This window comes from Sphingomonas folli (assembly GCF_019429525.1).
GTDB lineage: Bacteria > Pseudomonadota > Alphaproteobacteria > Sphingomonadales > Sphingomonadaceae > Sphingomonas > Sphingomonas folii.
In genome coordinates this window covers 145,369-161,498 of record NZ_JAHXZL010000014.1, presented here as the reverse complement: position 1 = coordinate 161,498, position 16,130 = coordinate 145,369, and the positions used below count along the sequence as shown (strand labels likewise).

The 16,130-nt window shown below is 72.1% G+C and carries 12 protein-coding genes; 7 read left to right on the top strand and 5 right to left on the bottom strand.

Going from position 1 to position 16,130, the window contains the following annotated elements; genetic code table 11:
- Positions 1-645 precede the first annotated feature (645 nt).
- The 4 genes from KZ813_RS19070 to KZ813_RS19055 form a co-directional block, all read right to left on the bottom strand.
- Positions 646-2,226 (bottom strand): aldehyde dehydrogenase (NADP(+)), encoded by a 1,581-nt coding sequence (locus KZ813_RS19070; RefSeq protein ID WP_219756573.1) that lies wholly within the window; start codon positions 2,224-2,226, stop codon positions 646-648.
- Between the two features lie 255 nt (positions 2,227-2,481).
- A complete protein-coding gene (gene xylA, locus KZ813_RS19065) occupies positions 2,482-3,792 on the bottom strand; it encodes a xylose isomerase (protein WP_219756572.1) in 1,311 nt (436 codons plus the stop codon).
- Between the two features lie 29 nt (positions 3,793-3,821).
- A complete protein-coding gene (gene xylB, locus KZ813_RS19060) occupies positions 3,822-5,261 on the bottom strand; it encodes a xylulokinase (RefSeq protein ID WP_219756571.1) in 1,440 nt (479 codons plus the stop codon).
- A gap of 197 nt (positions 5,262-5,458) precedes the next feature.
- Entirely contained in the window at positions 5,459-6,613 is a 1,155-nt protein-coding gene (locus tag KZ813_RS19055; RefSeq protein WP_219756570.1) for a glycoside hydrolase family 43 protein, read from the bottom strand.
- Positions 6,614-6,960: 347 nt separating this feature from the next.
- Here KZ813_RS19055 and KZ813_RS19050 point away from each other — a divergent pair, with 347 nt between their 5' ends.
- The 4 genes from KZ813_RS19050 (at position 6,961) to KZ813_RS19035 (ending at position 10,143) form a co-directional block, all read left to right on the top strand.
- On the top strand, positions 6,961-7,134 hold the full coding sequence (locus KZ813_RS19050; RefSeq protein WP_219756569.1) for a hypothetical protein: 174 nt from the start codon (positions 6,961-6,963) through the stop codon (positions 7,132-7,134).
- The gene (locus KZ813_RS19045; protein ID WP_308461937.1) at positions 7,131-8,498 is read left to right on the top strand and encodes an FAD/NAD(P)-binding protein; all 1,368 of its coding nucleotides are present in this window, start codon (positions 7,131-7,133) and stop codon (positions 8,496-8,498) included. The genes KZ813_RS19050 and KZ813_RS19045 overlap by 4 nt, the downstream gene beginning before the upstream one ends.
- 179 nt (positions 8,499-8,677) lie before the next feature.
- Positions 8,678-9,091 (top strand): acyl-CoA thioesterase, encoded by a 414-nt coding sequence (locus KZ813_RS19040; RefSeq protein ID WP_219756568.1) that lies wholly within the window; start codon positions 8,678-8,680, stop codon positions 9,089-9,091.
- Positions 9,092-9,144: 53 nt separating this feature from the next.
- Positions 9,145-10,143, top strand: coding sequence for a sugar kinase (locus tag KZ813_RS19035; RefSeq protein WP_219756567.1), 999 nt, complete (start codon positions 9,145-9,147; stop codon positions 10,141-10,143).
- Between the two features lie 70 nt (positions 10,144-10,213).
- On the opposite strand, the gene KZ813_RS19030 is transcribed toward KZ813_RS19035, so the two are convergent.
- Positions 10,214-10,807: an alpha/beta hydrolase gene (locus tag KZ813_RS19030; RefSeq protein ID WP_219756566.1), complete on the bottom strand. Its 594-nt coding sequence runs from the start codon at positions 10,805-10,807 to the stop codon at positions 10,214-10,216.
- Positions 10,808-10,987: 180 nt separating this feature from the next.
- Here KZ813_RS19030 and KZ813_RS19025 point away from each other — a divergent pair, with 180 nt between their 5' ends.
- The 3 genes from KZ813_RS19025 to KZ813_RS19015 all read left to right on the top strand — a co-directional run bounded on the left by KZ813_RS19025 (position 10,988) and on the right by KZ813_RS19015 (position 15,924).
- Complete coding sequence (locus KZ813_RS19025; RefSeq protein ID WP_219756565.1) at positions 10,988-12,124, top strand: thiolase family protein; 1,137 nt, start codon at positions 10,988-10,990, stop codon at positions 12,122-12,124.
- A 1-nt stretch (position 12,125) separates the two neighbouring features.
- A complete protein-coding gene (locus tag KZ813_RS19020) occupies positions 12,126-14,453 on the top strand; it encodes a 3-hydroxyacyl-CoA dehydrogenase/enoyl-CoA hydratase family protein (RefSeq protein ID WP_219756564.1) in 2,328 nt (775 codons plus the stop codon).
- A 169-nt stretch (positions 14,454-14,622) separates the two neighbouring features.
- A complete protein-coding gene (locus KZ813_RS19015; RefSeq protein WP_219756563.1) occupies positions 14,623-15,924 on the top strand; it encodes an OmpP1/FadL family transporter in 1,302 nt (433 codons plus the stop codon).
- Positions 15,925-16,130: the final 206 nt, after the last annotated feature.

Below are 16,130 nucleotides of genomic sequence, written 5' to 3'. Positions count from 1 at the left end.
GCAGACGCCGTGGCAGGAGCTGCAGCGCGCGGTGGTGGGGCAGATGAACACCGGCGCGATCCTGGAGGGCGCGGAGAAATACCAGCGCATCGCCCAGACCATGGGCCTGCCGCGCGACAACCACTGAGGGGGCGGCGTGGCGGGGGCTGGCGGCGCTCGGCCGCCAGCGCCGTGCGTGCCGGCTGGCACCATCCTCCACTGGCGTCATCCTGCGCTTGCCTCAGGATCCGCCGTGCCGCAGCCGCCGCGGCCGCTGGTCCCGCGGCACGGTGGATCCTGAGACGAGCCCAGGATGACGGCAGGAGGTGAGGGCGCCGGGCCGTCTCACGCGACAGCGCGCGGGGCGAGCGCGCCCTCTTCGCCTTCGCGCCTCCGCGTGAACATGATGGCTCACGCGAAGCCGCGAAGACGCGAAGCATGGAGACGCGGCACCGCCGCCGCAGGAGCAACAGCTTCGCGCCCTCGCGTCTTCGCGTGGGATGATCTCGCGAAGGCGCGGAGAGGGTCGTCTCGGGCCCGCGGCGTGCTGGTCACTCGCGAGGTGAGAGCGCCTAGAACGCGGGTGCTTCTCTCCTCCGCACCCGCCACCCACGAGAAGGGCGGCCGCGCAGGGCGGCCCTCCCACGTCTCAGCTCGATCCACGGCTTACCGCGGCGACGCCTCGCGCTTGCCGTCCAACCGGCGCGCCACACCCCAGGGGTTGGCGTCCGCGAGCGCCTCGGGCAGCAGCGACGCGGGCAGGTTCTGCAGGCTCACCGGGCGCAGGAAGCGGTAGATCGCCGCGCTGCCCACCGACGTGGAGCGGCCGTCGCTCGTCGCCGGGAAGGGGCCGCCGTGCACCATCGCGTGGCTCACCTCGACCCCGGTCGGCCAGCCGTTGACCAGGATGCGGCCGACGCGGTCGGCGAGCACCGGGATCAGCGTCCTGGCCTCGGCCTCGTCCGCGGCGTCGAGGTGGAGCGTCGCGGTGAGCTGGCCCTCGAGGCCGGCGATCACCTGGCGCACCTCGTCCATGTCGCGGCACGCCACCACGATCGAGGACGAGCCGAACACCTCATGCCCCAGCGCGCGGTCGGCGAGGAAGCTCGCCGCGTCGGCGCGGAACAGCGCGCCGACCGCCTGGTTGACCCCTTCGCCCACCTTGCCGCGGGCCACCGTCGTCACCGCATTGTGGCGTGCCAGCGCCTCGACACCCTGCTCGAAGCTGGCGTGGATCCCCGGCGACAGCATCGTCGCGGGCGCGCTCTCGGTCAGCGCGCGGCCTGCCGCGGCCACGAACGCGTCGAGCGCCTCGCCGGCGATCGCGAGCACGAGACCGGGGTTGGTGCAGAACTGGCCCGCGCCCATGGTCAGCGACTGGACATAGGCCGGCGCCAGCGCCTCACCCCGCGCTTCGAGCGCGTGCGGCATGATCACGACCGGGTTGATGCTCGACATCTCGGCGTAGACCGGGATCGGCTCGGCGCGGTCCGCCGCGATCTTCACCAGCGCCAGCCCGCCGCCGCGCGACCCGGTGAAGCCCACCGCTCTGATGCGGCGGTCGGCGACCAGCGCCTCGCCCAGCCGGTTGGTCTCGCCGGGCAGATAGGAGAAGACGCCCGCGGGCAGCCCGGCCTTGTCGACCGCCGCGCGGATCGCGCGCGCGACCAGCTCGCCCGTGCCGGGATGCGCCGGGTGGCCCTTGACCACCACCGGGCAGCCCGCGGCGAGCGCCGAGGCGGTGTCGCCGCCCGCGACCGAGAAAGCGAGCGGGAAGTTGGAGGCGCCGAACACCGCGACCGGGCCGACAGGGACGTTCATGCGGCGCAGGTCGGGGCGCGGCAGCGGCTGGCGGTCGGGCAGCGCGGGGTCGATCGTGGCGTCGAGCCAGTCGCCCTGGCGCACCACCTGCGCGAACAGCTTGAGCTGGCCGACGGTGCGGCCGCGCTCGCCCTCGAGACGCGCGCGCGGCAGCCCGCTCTCCTGCTGCGCGCGCTCGATCAGCTGATCGCCGAGCGCGACGATCTCCTCGGCGATGGCCTCGAGGAAGGCGGCGCGGTCCTCCGGCGCCGTCGCGGCATAGGACGGGAAGGCGGCGGCGGCGAGCTCGCACGCCTCGGCGACCGCGTCGGGGCCGGCCGAGGAGAAGGTCGGGGTGAGGGGGCTGCCCGCGGCCGGGTCGACCGCGGTGAACCGCGCCTCGGCCTGGCGCAGCTCGGCACCGATCAGCATCGCTCCGTCGATCATGGATATCCTCGGCTCTGGGGAATTAGTCGGACATATTTAGGCGGGGCGGGGAAGGGGCGCAACCCTGGTGGGTCCGCTGCCCTCCCCGCAGACCTTGTCCCCCGGCGAAAGCCGGGGCCTGGGCGGGGCGCTTTTTAGTCCCACCACGGCCTTCCCAGCTATTCCCCGGCCTCCGCCGGGGAACAGCTTGCTGGGGCAGCGGAGTCATCCCACCACGATGGTGGAGGAGCGAGGCAGCGCCTCCGCTTCAACCCCTCAGATGAAGCGGTTGAGCAGGTTCTCGATCCGCTCCTGCTGGCCCGAGCGCGGGCGCGGGTCGACGTTCTCGCGCTCGGCGAGGTCGGCGATCCCGGCGAGGTCGAGCGACGCCACCTGCTGGCCGAAGGCGCCGTCCCAGCCGGCGTAGCGGTCGCGCTTGATCGTGTCGAGCCGGCCGTCCTCGATCAGCTTGGCCGCGTTGAGCAGCCCCCGCGCCACGGTGTCGATGCCGCCGACATGGCCGTAGAACAGGTCGGCCGCGTCGATCGACTGACGCCGCACCTTGGCATCGAAGTTGAACCCGCCGGTGGTGAAGCCGCCGGCGCGCAGGATCTCGAGCATCGCCAGCGTCAGTTCCTCGACCGAGTTGGGGAATTGGTCGGTGTCCCAGCCGTTCTGCGGGTCGCCGCGGTTGGCGTCGATCGAGCCGAAGATGCCGAGCGCCGCGGCGGTGGCGATCTCATGCTCGAAGGTGTGGCCGGCCAGCGTGGCGTGGTTCGCCTCGATGTTGACCTTGACCTCGTTCTCGAGCCCGTAGCGCTTGAGGAAGCCGTACACCGTGGCGGTATCGAAGTCATATTGGTGCTTGGTCGGCTCGTGCGGCTTCGGCTCGATCAGGATCGTGCCCTGGAAGCCGATCTTGTGCTTGTGCTCGACGACGAGGCTGAGGAAGCGCCCGAGATTGTCGAGCTCGCGCTTGAGGTCGGTGTTGTGGAGCGACTCATAGCCCTCGCGCCCGCCCCACAGCACGTAGTTCTGGCCGCCGAGCCGATGCGTCGCCTCGAGCGCGTCGCGCACCTGCACCGCGCCGAAGGCGAAGACCTCGGGGTCGGGGTTGCTCGCGCCGCCCGCGGCAAAGCGCGGGTGGCTGAACAGGTTGGCGGTGCCCCACAGCAGCTTGCGGCCCGACGCGGCCTGGAGCTGCTCGAGATGGTCGACCGCCTCCGCGAAGAAGCGGCGATGCTCGGCGACCCCGTGCGCGTCCGCCATCACGTCGACGTCATGGAAGCAATAATACGGCACGTCGAGCTTGCCGAAGAAGTCGAACGCCACCTCGCGCTTCTGCGCCGCGGCGGCGCTGTCGTTGGCACCGGCGTGCCACGGGCGGCCGAAGGTGCCGCCGCCGAACACGTCCGAGCCGGGCCAGCAGAAGGTGTGCCAGAAGCAGGCGGCGAAGCGGAGATGGTCCTCCATCCGCTTGCCCAGCACGACCCGGTCCTTGTCGTAGAAACGATAGGCGAGCTCGTTGTCGCTGTCCGGCCCCTCATACTTGATCTGGGGGATGTCGGCGAAGAAGTCGGTGGCCATCGATAGCTCCTCTGGGGGGATATGAGAGTTCAGGGTCTGATGCGGGGATAAGCGTCGCGGAAGGCGGCGCGCTTGGGAGCGAGCCGGTCGACCAGCGCCGGGTCGGGTGCGACGACGTGGCTGACCGGCGGCGCGACGCAGATCTCGGCGGGCGTGCCGCCATCGACCGCGAGCTGCGCCAGCCGCGCCGCGCCCATCGCCGGGCCGACCTCGCCGCCCTTGAGATAGGCGAGCTCGACCTCGAGCGCGGCGGCGAGCGTCTCGCCCCAGTAGCGCGAGCGCGCCCCGCCGCCGATCACCGACAGCCGCTCGACCGCGGTGCCCGACTCGCGCAGCACGCGCACGCCGTCGGCCAGCGCGAAGGCGACGCCCTCGAGCACCGCCTGTGCCAGCCGCTCGGGCGTGGTGTCATGGTCGAGCCGCAGGAAGCCGCCGCGCACCTGCGCGTCATTGTGCGGTGTGCGCTCGCCCGAGAGATAGGGGAGGAACAGCTCGGGGCCGCTGCCGACGCCGGCCGATTCGGCGCGCGCGAACAGCTCGGCCGCCCCCGCGGCGCCGATCAGCCGCGCCGCCCAATCGACGCAGACCGCGGCGGAGAGATGCACCGCCATCTGGTGCCACAGGTCGGGCAGGCAGTGACAGAAGGCGTGGACCGCGGCCGCCGGGTTGGCGCGCAGCTCGGCGGTGGCGACGAAGATCACGCCGGAGGTGCCGAGCGACAGCAGCGCGTCGCCGTCCTTGACCACGCCGACGCCCGCCGCGCCCGCGGCATTGTCGCCGCCGCCGCCCGCCACCGGCACCTGATCCATGCCCCAGCGCTCGGCGATCTCGGCGCGCAGCGTGCCCGCGACGTCGCTGCCCTCGACTGCGCGCGGCATCTGCTCGCGGCTGAGCCCGGTCGCGGCGAGCAGGTCGTCGCTCCAGTCGCGCCTCGCCACGTCGAGCCACAGCGTGCCGGCGGCGTCGGACACGTCGCTCGCCTTCTCGCCGGTCATGCGCAGCCGGACATGGTCCTTCGGCAGCAGTACGGTGCGGATGGCGGCGAACACCTCGGGCTCGTGGTGCGCGACCCAGAGGAGCTTGGGCGCGGTGAAGCCGGGCATGGCGAGGTTGGCGGCGACCTCGTGCAGCGCGGGCGCCTTGGCCTCCAGCTCGGCGCACTCGGCGAAGGAGCGGCCGTCGTTCCACAGGATGGCGGGGCGCAGCGGGCGGTCGTCCGCGCCGAGCAAGGTCGCGCCGTGCATCTGGCCGGCGAGCCCGATGCCACGCACCGAGCGGCGCACCTCGGCGGGCAGCGCGCGGACCGCCGCCTCGGTCGCCTGCCACCAGGCCTCGGGGTCCTGCTCGGACCAGAGCGGGTGCGGGCGCTGCACGGTGAGCGCGGCGGTGCCCTGCGCGACGATCGCGCCCGCGGGGTCGATGACGACCGCCTTCACGCCCGAGGTGCCGATGTCGATGCCGAGGAACATGTTTCGCTTTCTGCCAGGTCGGATCGGTGAAGAGGATTACGCTTGCCCGTTCCACCTGCCACCCCGGCGAACGCCGGGGTCCAGGTGCGGGTCGGGCGTGGGATGCGGCGACGTCTCCCAACTGGACCCCGGCCTCCGCCGGGGTGGTGCTGGTGGTGCGCCGAGGGGGAGCACCGACTCACGCGCGCCGCCGCGCCTCACTTCACGAACGGGTCGATCGTCGGGATCGTGCCGTCGGGATTGAACTTGAGCTCGGTCATCTTGACGTTGCGCAGGTGGTTCTTCCCCGACAGCTGGGTGTCGGCGTAGAACAGCCACCACTTGCCCTTCCACTCGACGATCGAGTGGTGCGTGGTCCAACCCTGCACCGGCTCGAGGATGTGGCCCTTGTACGTGAACGGGCCGTAGGGCGTCTTGCCGATCGCGTAGTTGAGGAAGTGCGTGTCGCCGGTCGAGTAGGTGTAATAATATTGCCCGCCGCGCTTGAAGACCCAGGACGCCTCGAAGAAGCGCCGGTCGTGGTCGCCGCCCAGCACGGGCTTGCCCTTCTCGTCGAGGATCACCGCGTCGCGCGGAGTCTCGGCGAAGCTCTTCATGTCGGCGTTGAGCTTGGCGACCTTGCCGGTGAGCGCGGGCCGGTCGTCCTGCTTGAGGTCGGTGTCGCTGCCGTTGGGGTCGTATTTGCCGTCCTTCCAGCGCTGGAGCTGGCCGCCCCAGATGCCGCCGAAATACATGTACGCGGTGCCGTCGGTGTCGGTGAACACCGCCGGGTCCATCGAGTAGCTGCCCTTGATCGCCTCGGGCTCGGCCTTGAACGGCCCCATCGGGTTGGTCGAGGTGGCGACGCCGATGCGGAACGCGCCCAGGCCGTTGCGATCCTTGGTGCGGTCGCGCGCGGGGAAATAGAGGTAATAGGTGCCGTCCTTGAAGGCGGCGTCGGGGGCCCACATCTGCTGCGACGCCCAGGGTACGTCCTTCACGTCGAGCGCGACCGGGCCGACCGTGACCTTGCCGCCGGGCGCATCGAGCCGCAGCACCCGATAGTCGCGCATCGCATATTGGTTGCCGAGATCATCGTCCTTGGTCTCGGTCGGGATGTCGTGACTGGGATAGACGTACAGCTTGCCGTCACCCCAGACGTGCGCCGAGGGATCGGCGGTGTAGATCTCGCGCACCAGCGGCTGCGACAGATAGTGTCGCCCATCCGGCGCACGCTCCTGGTCCCAGCCGGCGGTCTCGGCGGTGGCGTTGTTGCCCGCGGCGGTGCTCTCACGCGACGAGCAGGCGATCAGCGGCAGCGGCGCGAGTGCGGCGAGCAGCAGCCGGCGGGCGAAGGGTAGGGGGCGGCGCATTCGGCAGGTCTCCTCTCGGTTCGCGACGGATCTTCGCCCGTGTCTCGGCAAGAGTTAGCGCTACCATGCGGCGGGCGCAACAGCTTTGATCGGGCGGTGTCATGATGATCGATCGGGCCGATGTCGATCCCCGCCGTGCAGTCCGCCGCGGCCGTCAGATGCCCGCGGCGTCGGAGAGCATGAGCCCGGCCGCGACGCCGCCCCGATCGACGCGGCGTCGCCGTCGACGAGGCGCCACCTTCGTCGTGTCAGCTCGCGGACGGTCAGGCCGCTCTTGCCGAACAGGCGCGCCCGGCCCGATAGGCGCGGGGTCGTCGGTGCGGCGGCGTGGCATAGGGGCGGACGCGATGGTAGCCGAGATCGGTGACGGGATGATCGGCAAGGGCGTGATGAGATTGGAGCACCTTCGCGACATCGCGCCGGCGGCGGGTGCGCGCGGCTCGGTCACTTCGACCGACGTCGCCGCCGAGACCGGCGCGCGCGACCATCGGGCCGCCGCGACGCGGGAGGGGGGGCTGTGAGCCTGGTCCAGCCCGGCGACCATGTCGCGATCGTCGGCGGCGGCTTCTCGGGGACGTTGCTCGCGATCAACCTCGTGCGCCACGACGGCCCGCGCGCGACGCTGATCGAGCGCCGTCCCGCGCAGGTGGCGCGCGGCGTCGCCTATAGTGCGGCGCACGACGAGCATCTGCTCAACGTCCGCGCCGGCAACATGAGCGCGCTGCCGGACGACCCCGACCATTTCGTGCGCTGGATGGAGCGCGCGGGCCTGGGCGACCGCACCACCTTCGTGCCGCGCAAGACCTACGGCCGATACCTGCGCGCCATGCTGGAGGAAGCGGCCGCCGCCAACCCCGAACGGCTGACCCTGGTGACGGGCGAGGTCAGCGCGCTCGACCGCGACGCCGACGGCTTCGCGCTGACGCTGGCCGATGGCGCGCGGATCGCGGCCGATGTCGCGGTGCTCGCACTCGGCAACCTGCCGCCGCACACGCCGCCGGGGCTCGACCCGGCGGCGCTGCCGGCGGGCTGCTACCGCGCCGACCCCTGGGCGGGGGACATCGCCGAGGGGCTGGGCGACGACGACGAGGTGGTGTTGGTCGGCACCGGGCTGACCGCGGTCGACGCCGCGCTGCTGCTCGACTCGGCGGGGTTCCGCGGTCGCATCCTCGCGCTGTCGCGGCGCGGGTTGGTGCCGCGTCCTCACGCCGACGGGGCGCCGCGCCCCGGGCTCAGCGAGCGACCCGGGGCGACGCTCTCGGCGTTGGTGCGCGCGGTGCGCGACCGCGCCGAGGGGATCGGATGGCGCGCCGCGGTCGACGAGCTGCGCCCGGTGACCCAGATGATGTGGGGCAGCGCCGACGTGGCGACGCGCGCGCGCTTCCTGCGCCACCTCCGGCCTTACTGGGACGTCCACCGCCACCGCCTCGCGCCCGCGGTCGCCGGGCGGATCGACGCGCTCGTCGCGGCGGGGCTTCTGCGCTTCGCCGCGGGTAAGCTCGCCGGCGCCGAGGCGGACGGCGGCCGCGCGCTGCTGCGCTGGCGCGCGCGGGGCGGCGATGCCGTGACGACGACGCGCGCGGCGCGGATCGTCAACTGCACCGGACCGCAGGGCGACCTGCTGCGATCGCGCGAGCCGCTGATCCGCCAGCTGCTCGCGGCGGGCATGATCCGCCCCGACGGCCTGCGCATCGGACTCGACGTCGACCGCCAGTCGCGGGTCCTCTCGGCCGACGGCACGATCGACGACCGACTCTATTGCATCGGGCCGATGACCCGCGGCGAGCTGTGGGAGGTGGTCGCAGTACCCGACATCCGCCAGCAGAACTGGACGCTCGCGCGCCGCCTCGCCAACGCGCAGTGGGTGGGCGGAGAGGGGCTGTGAGCGAGGCGGCCGTGCTCCCCGTGGGCCGGCGCGCAGGGTCGTGAGCGGGTCGCTCGATGTCCTGGGCTCCCGCCTCCGCGCGAGCATTGAGCCATACCCGCACGGCGCGGGTCGGCGAGCGCATTGTGCGGCGCGGCGGGATCACTTAGGCTGGCCGCTCGCCACCGGAAGACCGACTCATGACCGCGCACGCGCACGAATATCCCGTCCATGTCGCGGACGAGGACATCGACTTCATGGGCCACGTCAACAACGCGGTCTATCTCAAGTGGGTTCAGGCCGCGGTGATGGACTATTGGGAGCGCGTCGCGCCGCCCGAGGCGGTGGCACAGCACCTCTGGGTCGCGCTCAAGCATGAGATCACCTACCGCCGCCCGACCTTTCTCGAGGACGGGATCGTCGCCGAGGTGATCGCGGAGAAGGCGCAGGGCGCGCGCACCTTCTTCAGCACCCTGTTCAAGCGCGGCGAGGAGATCGTCGCCGAGGTGAGTAGCGTGTGGTGTTGCCTCGACGCCGCCACGCAGCGCCCGGCACGGCTCGCCAAGGACGTGATCGCTCGTTTCGTCGCGGAGCCCGGCGCCGCGCGCGGTTGACGCCGCCGCCCCCAGCCGCGACACACGGCGGCGACACGGGGGAGAGGAGAGCCATGGGCAGGCTGCTGGCGTTCGGCGAGGTGATGCTGCGGCTGTCGCCGCCCGGCCGCGAGCTGCTGCTCCAGTCGCCGCGGCTGGACGTGTGGGTCGCGGGCGCCGAGGCGAACGTCGTCACCCAGCTCGCCTGTCTCGGCCACGACGTCGCGTTCGCCAGCCGCGTGCCCGACAACGACCTGGGCCGCGCCGCGCTGCGCACCTTGCGCGCGCACGGCGTCGACGTGTCGCGAGTCACGCTCGGTGGGGAGCGGATCGGCCTCTATTTCGCCACGACCGGCGCGGGCCTGCGCGCGACCGAGGTGGTGTACGACCGCGCTTACTCGGCCTTCGCCGAGGCGCCGGCGGAGGCGTGGGACTGGGACTCGCTGCTCGCCGGCGTCGACCGGCTGCACCTCTCGGGCATCACTCCGGCGCTCGGCCCGGTGCCGGCGCGAAGCGCGGTGGCGGCTGCCGAGGCCGCGGCGATGCGCGGGATCGCGGTGTCGTTCGACGGCAACTGGCGCGGCAAGCTGTGGGCGCGTTGGGACGGCGAGCCGCGCGCGATCCTCGGCGAGATCGTCCGCCACGCCGACCTGATGTTCGGCAACCATCGTGACGTGGCGCTGCTGCTCGGCCGCGACGACCTCGCCGGCGATCCGCGCCGTGCTGCCGAGGCGGCGTTCGCGGCCTTCCCGTCGCTCCGGACGATCGCCTCGACCGCGCGCCACGTCGAGCACGTCGACCTCAACCGCCTATCGGCGCGGATCGACACGCGCGAGGGCGCGGTGGAGAGCGAGGAAGTGGTGCTTGCCGGCATCGTCGACCGGATCGGCGGCGGCGACGCCTTCGCCGCGGGCGTGCTCCACGCGCTGCGGCGGGGCGAGGGAGTGGAGGCGGCGGCGCGCAGCGGGCTGGCGCTCGCGGCGCTCAAACACTCGCTGCCGGGCGACGCCGGACTGTTCCGCCAGGCCGACCTCGACGCGTTCCTGGGCGGCGAGCTCGACGTGCGGCGGTGAGAGGATCCGTGCTCCTGCCTGTGCAGGGGCGCGGGCAGAGCGCCCACTCCTACCGGGGTCCTGGCGCCTTCTACCCTTGCCGCCGCCCGATCAGCGCCTCGGCGCGCGCCACCTCATGCGCGGCGACCTGGTGCGTCACGCGGAGGAACAATCGCTGGGCCTGCTGCCACGCGCCGCGCTCGTCCGCGACGCTGCGCGCTCGCCGTCCCGCGACGAGCGTGCTGCCCCAGGCGTCGAGCGTCGCGCGGATGGCGGCCTCGTCGTGCTGCGGCTGGATCACCACCGAGGGGAAGGGCAGCGGCGTGCCCGGCGAGGCGAACAGGCCGGGATCGCCGTCTGCCCCCGTCTCCTCGCCGCGCGGCGCGAACAGCAGCGCACCCGCGACTCGAGAGACATAGTCGGCGGGGGAGAGCCGCCCCCACCAGGCGCTGGCGGCACAGCCGAGCCCGTCGGCGATCAGCAGCACCGGCCGCTGCGTCGCGCACACCGCCTGGTCGACCTTGGCCGCCCAGATCTTGCGCTCGGCACGCGAGCGCACCGCCAGCGGCAGCGCGCGCGGGTCGTCGGCGGGCCAGCCGAACATCGTCTTCCAGGTCGGCACCGGGCGGGCCGAATCACGGATCGCGAGCACGGCGAAGGGGCCCGAGTCGGCGATGGCGAACATGATCGTCTCCCAGGATCGGTGTCCGCAGGCTAGGCTATCTGATCGGTGGCGCGAGTCCAGATGCGCTTGGCATCGCAGCAGTTCTTCTATCATCGCTCCCCTGCGTCACGATCCGCGCTTGAGCCATGATTGACGTTGACGTAAGCGGCATCCAACGAAGTCGGACTCGAGAGGAATGAGATGAGCAACGTCGTGATCGCCGGCTATGCCCGGTCGCCCTTCCAGCTCGCGGGCAAGGGCGAGCTGGCGCGGGTCCGTCCGGACGATCTCGCCGCGCAGGTGATCCGCGGGCTGCTGGCGAAGACCGAGGTTGACCCCGCCGCGATCGAGGACATCATCCTGGGCTGCGCCTTCCCCGAGGGCGAGCAGGGGCTCAACGTCGCGCGGCTGGTCGGGCTGCTCGCCGACCTGCCGTTGACGGTCGGCGGGATGACGGTGAACCGCTTCTGCGGCTCGTCGATGAGCGCGATCCACATCGCCATGGGGCAGATCCAGATCGGCGCGGGCGAGGCGTTCATCTGCGCCGGGCTCGAGTCGATGAGCCGCATCCCGATGGGCGGCTACAATCCGCTGCCCAGCCCCGAGCTCGCCGCCAAGAGCCCGGGCGCGTACATGGGGATGGGCCAGACCGCCGAGAACGTCGCGCAGCAATATCAGATCACCCGCGCCGAGCAGGAGGCGTTCGCGGTGAAGAGCCAGCGCAAGGCCGCCGCGGCGCGCGCCGAGGGCCGGCTCGCCGAGGAGATCGTGCCGATCCGCACGAAGAAGGGCGAGGTAACGCAGGACGGCATCATCCGCCCCGAGACCACCGCCGAGGTGCTCGCCGGGCTCAAGCCCGCCTTCAGCGCCGACGGCTCGGTGACCGCGGGGACCTCCTCGCCGCTCACCGACGGCGCCAGCGCGGTGCTGGTCACCTCGGAGGAGTTCGCCACCAAGCACGGGCTCAAGGTGCTGGCGCGGATCGTGTCGGTCGGTGTCGCGGGCTGCGCGCCCGAGACGATGGGGCTGGGGCCGATCGGCGCCTCGAAGAAGGCGCTGGAGCGCGCCGGCATCGCCGCGGGCGACCTCGACGTGGTCGAGATCAACGAGGCTTTCGCCAGCCAGGCGATCGCCTGCATCCGCGACATGGGGCTCAAAGAAGAGACGATCAACCTCGACGGCGGCGCGATCGCGATCGGCCACCCGCTCGGCGCGACGGGCGCGCGCATCGTCGGCAAGGCGGCGGCGCTGCTCGAGCGCGAGGGCGGCCGCTACGCGCTGGCGACGCAATGTATCGGCGGCGGGCAGGGCATCGCCACGGTGCTGGAGCGCGCGTGACATGAGCGAGGCTGTGAAGAAGGTCTGCGTGATCGGCGCGGGCGTGATGGGCGCGGGCATCGCCGCGCAGGTCGCCAACGCGGGCGTGCCCGTGCTGCTGCTCGACATCGTGCCGAGGGACGCGACCGACCGCGACGCGGTCGCCAAGGGCGCGGTGGCGAAGATGCTCAAGACCGAGCCCGCGGCGTTCATGTCCGCGGCCGCGGCGCGGCTGGTCGAGACCGGCAACATCGACGACCATCTCGACCGCGTCGCCGAATGCGACTGGATCGTCGAGGCGATCGTCGAGCGGCTCGACATCAAGCAGGCGCTCTACGCGCGGCTCGAGCAGCTCAAGCGCCCGGGCACCGCGATGTCGTCGAACACCTCGACGATCCCGCTCGGCCATCTCGTCGAGGGACGCTCCGAGCAGTTCCAGCGCGACTTCCTCATCACCCATTTCTTCAACCCGCCGCGCTACATGCGGCTGGTCGAGATCGTCCGCGGCGAGCACACCGACGCGGCGGTGGCGGAGAAGGTCGAGGCGTTCGTCGACCGCTTCATGGGCAAGCGCATCGTCCGCGCCAAGGACACGCCGGGCTTCATCGCCAACCGCATCGGCACCTATTGGCTCGCGGTCGCGGTGAACGCCGCGCTCGACCAGGGGCTGACGGTGGAGGAGGCGGACCGGATCGGCGGGCGCCCGATGGGCGTGCCCAAGACCGGCATCTTCGGCTTGATCGACCTGGTCGGGATCGACCTGATGCCGCTGCTGTCGAAGAGCCTGTCGGCCACCTTGCCTGCGGGCGACGCGTATTTCGCGACGGTGCGCGAGCTGCCGCTGGTCGATCGCATGATCGCGGAGGGGTATACCGGTCGCAAGGGCAAGGGCGGCTTCTACCGGCTCGACAAGCGGCCCGACGGCAGCCGCGCCAAGCTGGCGATCGATCTCGCCTCGGGCGAGTACCGCGCCGAGCAGAAGCCCGCGGCACTGCCGCCCGCGGCGGAGAAGGACCTCGCCGCGCTCGTCGCGGTGCCGGGCAAGGTCGGCGACTATGCCTGGACGATCCTCGGCAGCGTGCTGAGCTACGCGGCGATGCTGGTCGGCGAGGCGGCCGACGACGTCGTCGCGATCGATGACGCGATGAAGCTCGGCTACAATTGGAAGTTCGGCCCGTTCGAGCTGATCGATCGGCTCGGGCCGGGCGAGCTGGCGGAGCGGCTGCGCGCCGAGGGCCGCGCCGTGCCCGCCATCCTCGACACCGCGGGCGAGCGGCCGTTCTACCGCGTCGAGGACGGGGTGCGGCAGTATCTCGGCACCGACGGCGCGTACCACGACGTGGTGCGCGGCGAGGGCGTGCTGCTGCTCGAGGACGTCAAGCGCCGCTCGGCGCCGGTCGCGACCAGCGCCTCGGCCGCCCTGTGGGACGTCGGCGACGGCGTGCTGTGCCTCGAGTTCACCGCCAAGATGAACGCGCTCGACGGCGAGGTCGCCGCACTGATCGAGCAGGCGGTGGCGCTGGTGCCGGGGCGCTTCAAGGCGCTGGTGATCTACAACGAGGGCAGCAACTTCTCGGCCGGCGCCAATCTCGGCCTCGCCCTGTTCGCGGTGAAGGCGGGTGCCTGGGGCGAGGTGGAGAAGCTGGTGGCCGCCGGGCAGCGCGCGTTCAAGGCGCTGAAATACGCGCCCTTCCCGGTGGTGAGCGCGCCCTCCGGGCTGGCGCTGGGGGGCGGCTGCGAGGTGCTGCTCCACTCGGACGCGGTGCAGGCGCATGCCGAGAGCTATGTCGGGCTGGTCGAGTGCGGCGTCGGGCTGGTGCCGGGCTGGGGCGGGCACGGGGAACTGCTCGACCGGCTCGCCAAGCTGCCGACGATGCCGAGGGGACCGATGCCCGCGGTGACGAGGGCGTTCGAGCTGATCTCGACCGCGCAGGTCTCCAAGTCCGCGGCGCAGGCCAAGGAGATGGGCTTCCTGCGCGCGAGCGACGGCGTGACGATGAACCGCGACCGGCTGCTCGCCGACGCCAAGGCGCGCGCGTTGGCGCTGGTCGACGGCTATCGGCCACCCGAGCCGCCGGTCTACCGCCTGCCGGGCGAGAGCGGGCGCGTCGGCATCGCGGGCGCGGTCGCCGACTTCCACCGCAAGGGCGTGGCCACCGACTATGACGTGGTGGTGGCGGGCCGGCTCGCCGAGGTGCTCACCGGGGGCGACGCCGACCTGGTCGACACCGTCACCGAGGAGCAGCTGCTGACGCTCGAGCGCGCGGCGTTCCTGGCCAGCGCGCGCGACGAGCGCACCCACGCCCGGGTGGAGTCGATGCTGATGACCGGCAAGCCGCTGCGGAATTAGCTCGGGCGGGCGAGACGTTCTCCCGCTTGGCTCTGGGTTCCCGCATGGGCGGGAACACGGCGGCTCGTCGCCGGAGTCCGGCTGCCCGAGCAGACACTTGCCTTCATCCCGCGTTCAGTCGCGCGGGCCGCAGGCAGATCACAGAAACGTCACATAAGAGAGGTCGCACATGTCTCCGTCCCAGAAGATCGCTCTGTCGCTCACCGTCGTCGCGGGCGGTCTGGCGAGCGCCGGCGCCGCGCGCGCCCAGGCCTTCTACCTGCAGGAGCAGGCCGCGCGCGCCGCGGGCCGCGCCTTCTCGGGCGAGGCGGCGGACACCGGTGCGGCGTCGCTATGGTGGAACCCGGCGGCGATCGGCGGGCAGGAGCGCGCCGAGGCCACCGTCAGCGCCTCGGTGATCCTGCCAAAGGGCAAGGTGACCGACAGCAGCACGCTGATCCGCCGACCCGGAGGCACCTTCGCGCCGGTCGGCGGCGACTCCACCTCCGAGGACCCGATCAACAACGGCGTGCTGCCCTCGGGCGCGGTCGCGGTGCCGCTGACGGACCGGATCGCGGTCGGCCTCGCGGTGACCTCGCCCTACAGCTTCACCACCGACTACAGCGGCGACAGCTGGGCGCGCTACAGCGCCGACCGCACCTATCTGCGCACCTTCGACATCCAGCCTTCGGTCGCGGTCGCGGTGACCGACTGGCTGCGGGTGGGCGGCGCCGCCAACGTCGAGCACGCCGAGGCGAGCCTCACCAACGCTTTGCCCAATCTCGCCGCGGCGCTGCCCGACGGCAGCCAGAAGCTCGCCGGCGGCGGCTGGGACGTGGGTTGGAGCGCGGGCTTCCAGATGCACAACGACTGGGCGACCGTCGGCGTCAGCTACAAGTCGTCGATCAAGCACAATCTCAAGGGCGACCTGACCGTCAGCGGCCTGCTCGGCCCGCTCGCGGCGAACAACCGCGAGATCAACGGCGTCGACGCCAGCTTCTCCACGCCCGCGCAGGTGATCGTCGGCGGTCGCTTCCGCGTGACCCCGGCGCTGACGCTCAACGCGCAGACGATCCGCTACACCTGGGAGAAGTTCGACGCGATCCGGCTCGGCGCGCCGGTGAACGCCGCGCTCCCCGAGAATTACCGCAACACGTGGAGCTACGCCGGCGGCGTCGACTATGCGGTGTCGCCGCGGCTGACGCTGCGCGGCGGCGTGCAGCGCGCGCTGACCCCGACGCGCGACGGCGAGCGCGACGCGCGCGTGCCCGATTCGAACCGCTGGAACTACGCGCTGGGCGCCTCCTTCGACGTGACGCCGAGCTTCTCGCTCGACCTCGCGGGCAATTACGTCGACTTCGCCGACACCACGATCGACCGCACGACGGCCGCCTATGCCGGGACGGCGGCGCAGACGCCGGTGTTGGTCAACGGCACGCTCACCGACGCGCGCGCGCTGGTGTTCTCGGCGGGCGGGCGCGTGCGGTTCTGAGGGGAGGGGGGAGGCGGCGGTCAGACCGGCGCCAATCCCGCCACCCTTTCGTCATCCCCGCGAAGGCGGGGATCCAGACACGCCGTTGTTGCGCCTCGAGCCTCAAGGACAGCGTGTCTGGATTCCCGCCTCCGCGGGAATGACCGGTATGGGGCGGGGGTGGGGAAGGAGGCGGAGGCCGTTGGGCCACTCGCGAGACGAGTTGG